The organism is Calothrix sp. CBUCES-K 9914, from assembly GCF_059640475.1.
The window spans coordinates 1-5,176 of sequence record NZ_JBXXZH010000418.1 but is presented as its reverse complement, the minus strand read 5'-3'; the positions used below and the strand labels follow the sequence as shown (position 1 = coordinate 5,176).

General features: G+C 33.5%; 2 protein-coding genes. One reads left to right on the top strand and one right to left on the bottom strand.

Features of this window, described 5'->3' with window-relative positions; translation table 11 throughout:
• The coding region (locus tag AC2JBO_RS42875) for a glycosyltransferase family 4 protein (protein ID WP_496959715.1) at positions 1 to 509 on the bottom strand (509 nt) is incomplete at its 3' end.
• Positions 510 to 741: 232 nt separating this feature from the next.
• Here AC2JBO_RS42875 and AC2JBO_RS42870 point away from each other — a divergent pair.
• The coding region (locus tag AC2JBO_RS42870; protein WP_496959714.1) for an AAA family ATPase at positions 742 to 5,176 on the top strand (4,435 nt) is incomplete at its 3' end.

The window sequence follows — 5,176 nt, the reverse complement described above, 5'->3', positions numbered from 1 at the left end:
TAAATAGTCTTGCGATTATAAGTTTGCTGAAAATGTAACTTGAGCGCTTCTGATACAACAATTATTCGGTCTGCAAATCGTACCGCAGTTTTTTCTCCAGAAAGGATAATCTGTTTGGAAATCTTTCCCCACTTGCTACGCTGCCAATCTAAACCGTGACAAGTTACAACAATCTTTGCTTGCGACATCACAGAAGATAAGGCAGTAAATAATGAAGGACCTAGCGCATGAAAATGAATGATATCGTAGTGCTTGCCTGATGCCGCAATAACTCCTAAAGCTGAAGCAACAAAAGCATCTCCACCTTTGACTCCCAACCCAGGTAAATTCTTGATTTGTACACCTTGGTAGTTATATGATTGACCGCAAGAATATGTATAAGAACTGCGTGCGAACAAATCTACCGAATGCCCCTGCTCGACAATGCGAGGATATAATTCTGCACAGTAATGTTCGACACCTCCCTGTAATGGTGGTAATCCCTTGGCGCCAATAACAGCTATTTTCATGAATTTTTTTTTAATCTCGTAGGATAGGCGTCTCGCCTGTCCATGTAAGCCAACCTAACATTGCTTACTCATAAACTCCAAGGTTCAAATCATTACAATACAAAATAACTTTATAGGTATATATTTAATTAAATTATATATTGATGGTAGGATGCCTCAATATATACCCTAAGTTCTAAGTATTATTTGTGACAATATATTATTTGAGCCAAGAATAATATAATAATTTTCAGTGAGTACAATAATTAGTCAAATGATGGTGAAAATTCCTGGTTACGATATCGAAACACAGATTTATGCACATTCAAAAACAGTAGTGTATCGCGGACGAAGACAAAAAGATAAAAAGCCTATTATCATTAAAAGTTTGAGGACAGATTATCCTTCTTTAAAAGATATTGCTCAAATCACGCAAGAATATCAGATAGCGCGAAGTCTGGATATTGATGGAGTTGTAAAAGCTGAAACGCTGGTAACATATGGAAATGGAATTGCTTTGATTTTAGAAGATTTTGGTGGAACGTCACTTGCTGAAGTCATGACTGGCGCCAAGCTTGAATTATCAAGTTTTCTGCATTTAGGTATTCAGTTAGCAGAAGCTCTAGGTCATCTGCATATAAATAATATTATTCATAATGATATTAAACCAGAAAATCTGATTGTTAATATTGAAAAAAAAGTAATTAAAATCACTGACTTTGGCATTGCTACATACTTATCAAAAGAAAAAGGAAGAAGTGAAGGTATTAATCAATTATGTGGAACGTTAGCTTATATTTCTCCAGAGCAAACAGGACGAATGAACCGGGATGTAGATTACCGCACAGACTTATATTCTTTGGGTGTAACTTTTTATGAAATGTTAACTGGAAATTTACCTTATTCTGGAACAGACCATATTGAATTAATTCATTGTCATATTGCGAAGATACCCACTCCACCCCATTTAGTAAATCCAAAAGTTCCGTTAGTTGTTTCTGATATCGTCATGAAACTAATGGCTAAAATACCCGAAGACCGATATCAAAGCGCTTGGGGACTCAAAGCTGATTTAAAAGAATGTCTAACTCAGTTGGTAAATCAAGGTAATATAATTAATTTCCGAATTGGTCAGCAAGAATTTATAAATAAACTGCAAATTCCACAAAAACTTTATGGACGAGACAGCGAGATAGCAACTTTAATAAGTGCTTTTTACCGTGTTCAACGAGGAAGCACTGATACTGAAGGTTATGCCCGAAGGGCTGAAATGGTTTTAGTTGCAGGTTATTCAGGAATTGGTAAATCAGCATTAGTAAACGAAGTTCATAAACCAATAGTCGAAGCGCGCGGATATTTTATTAGTGGAAAATTTGATCAATTCCAACGTAATATGAGTTATAGCTGTATAATTCAAGCTTTTCAAGAATTAATTCAGCAACTGCTGACAGAAAGTAGTGAGAGGTTGAACAATTGGAAATATAAACTTTTAGAAGCGTTAGAAGGTAATGGTCAAATTATAATTGACATAATTCCGGAAGTTGAGCTAATTATTGGTAGTCAGCAAAGTTTACCTGTTCTAGAAGCTGCAGAGTCTCAAAATCGATTTAATTTAATATTTAGAAAATTTATAAATGTTTTTACAACTAGTGAACACCCTTTAACTATTTTTTTGGATGATTTACAATGGGCTGATTCTGCTTCGTTAAAATTGATTCATTTACTCATGACTGACCCCATTAGTAGTTATTTATTATTAATTGGTGCATATCGAGATAATGAAGTCAATTCTACTCACCCATTAATGTTAACTTTAGATGATATCAAGTCGTATTTGAAAGAAAACGACTCCTGTAATACAATTAGTACTATCACTTTAAGTTCTTTAAGTCAAGATAACATTAATCAATTAGTTGCTGAAACACTACATAATACTAATACTAGTAAACCTTTAGCAAAACTACTGCAAGTTAAGACAAACGGCAATCCTTTTTTCTTAAATCAACTATTAAAGTCTTTGTATGAAGAAAATTTATTATACTTTGATTTTAAATTAAATGTCTGGCAGTGGGATATTAATCGACTTCAAGAAATGTCAATAACGGATAATGTTGTTGAACTGATGATTAAGAAAATTCAAAAGCTCGACGCGGATACACAAAAAGTTTTAACCTTAGCTGCTTGTATTGGAAATAGATTTGATTTAAATGTTTTGTCTATTGTAAATGAAAAATCTCTTTACGATACAGCAAAAGATATTTTGAGAGCTTCGCAAGCAGGTTTAATTATACCTTTAAGTGATACTTACAAAATTCCTGTATTGTTACAGTCAGAATATGTAAAACAATTTGATAAATTTGAACAACTTCAAACTTTAAAGATTAACTACAAGTTTTTACATGACCGAGTACAACAAGCTGCTTATGCAATAATTCCAGAAGAAGAGAAAAAAGAAGTTCACCTTAAAATTGGCAGATTATTATTAGAAAATACTCAAGCTGATGAAATTGAAGCTAATCTTTTTGATATTGTTAATCAAATTAATATTGGAATTGAATTAATTACGAGTCAAATAGAGCGACAAAGATTAGCTGAACTTAATTTTATTGCTGGGCAAAAAGCTAAAAATTCTATTGCTTACGATGCAGCGGTAAAATATTTACGGATAGCGCTGTCGATGTTGACTCCAGATAGTTGGAACAATCAATATGATTGGAGCTTTTCTCTTTATAATATAGCAATCGAGGTTGAATATATAAGTGCTAACTACATTGAAGCTAAAACTTTAATTGATGTGGCTTTAGAACATGCAAACACAGCTTTAGACAAAACAACTATCTACAAACATCAAATACACTTCCACACTAGTCAAGGTGACTTTGCGTCTGCCGTCAATACAGGAATACTAGCATTAGAACTACTGGAAAATCCTTTACCCACATCACAAGGCGCCAGTCAAATATCAGAACAATTAAGTTCATTCACTTTGGCTACTAACCAAATTGCTAACTTGATAAATCTACCAATAATGACCGATGCTTTTAAAATTAAAGCAATAAATATATTAGTTACGATTATACCACCAGTTTACTTTTATAAACCAGAGCTTTTGCTACCAGTTATTTTACTGATAGTAAGTTTATCAGTTAATTATGGTAATACATCTGATTCAGCTTATGGTTATTGCTTACATGGGTTACTTTTGTGTGGAAATTTAAATAATATCAATGTCGGTTATGAATTTGGATGTTTATCTTTAAAAGTTTTACAGTTGTTTCCAAAAGAACCCATTGCTTGTCCAGTCTACAAGGTTTTTGCTAGCCATATTCAACCTTGGAAAGAACCAGTGCGTGAAACAATGAAAAATTTCTCCATTGCTATCAAAACTGGTTTGGAAACGGGAAACGCTGAATATTTGGGGTATGGCAGTGCTGAGTACTGTTTATATTTGTTGTTTAGTGGAGAAAATCTAGAGACCGTTAATCAGGAGTATATAATATATGAGACATTGCTAGATAAAATTCAACAGGAATTTATAGATGTTTATATAAAACTGGGTCAGCAAGCAGCATTGAATTTATCGGGTTACGCGGAAAATCCATGTATTCTCACTGGTAAAGTCTTTAATGAAGAATCTATGCAACCAGTGATAGCTAAAAACGACTCGAAAATACTAATATTGTGTTTCTACTTATTGAAGCTTATATTATTTTATTTATTTAAAGACTACGATAAAGCTATTGAGAATGCTTCACATGCTGCAACTCAACTTGATGGAGTCGTTGGTACTCTTTACGTTGCCGAATCTAATTTTTATTCTTCTTTAGCGCTGTTGGCTAAGTATAAGAGCGTAAATGAACTTGAACAAAAACAATACTTGAAGCAGGTTACAAAAAATCAAGAGCTAATGCAGAACTGGGCAAACCACGCTCCGTGCAACTTTTTGCATAAATACTATTTAGTTCAAGCCGAAACAGCGCGCGTTTTGAGGGATAATTTAACTGCAATGGAATATTACGACTGTGCAGTATCAGGTGCAAAAGAACAAGAATATCTTCAAGAAGAAGCATTAGCAAATGAACTAGCGGCTGAATTTTACTTTTCGCTCAGTCGAGACAAAATAGCTTATAATTATTTAATCGAAGCATACTATTGTTACGAACGTTGGGGAGCAACAGCCAAGTTAGATGATTTAAATAGTAAATATCCTAATATTTACAGGATTTATCATCAAAAACGTGATATGGATAATACTAAGACAACCACTACAACAACTTTTAGTGGTTCTGAAATATTAGATTTAGAAACAATTATTAAAGCTTCTCAAGTTATCTCTAGTGAAACTAATCTAGAAAAGCTGCTAGAAAAACTAATGCGAATTTCAATAGAAAATGCAGGTGCCCAAACTGGATTACTTATTTTAGAAAAAGATGGCAAGCTTTTGATAGAAGCTTCAGGCGCAGTTGACAACGATAAAGTAGTTGTGGGATTATCAACTCCAGCAGAAAACGGTGATATATTACCTTTATCTATAATCAATTATGTCGCGCGGACTCAAAGCCGAGAAGGTTTGGTATTAAGCGATGCAACATCAGAACCGCATTTCAGTACTGACCCATATATAATTAGTAAACAACCAAAATCTATACTTTGTGTACCAATTATTAACCAAGGTAAATTTATTGGAC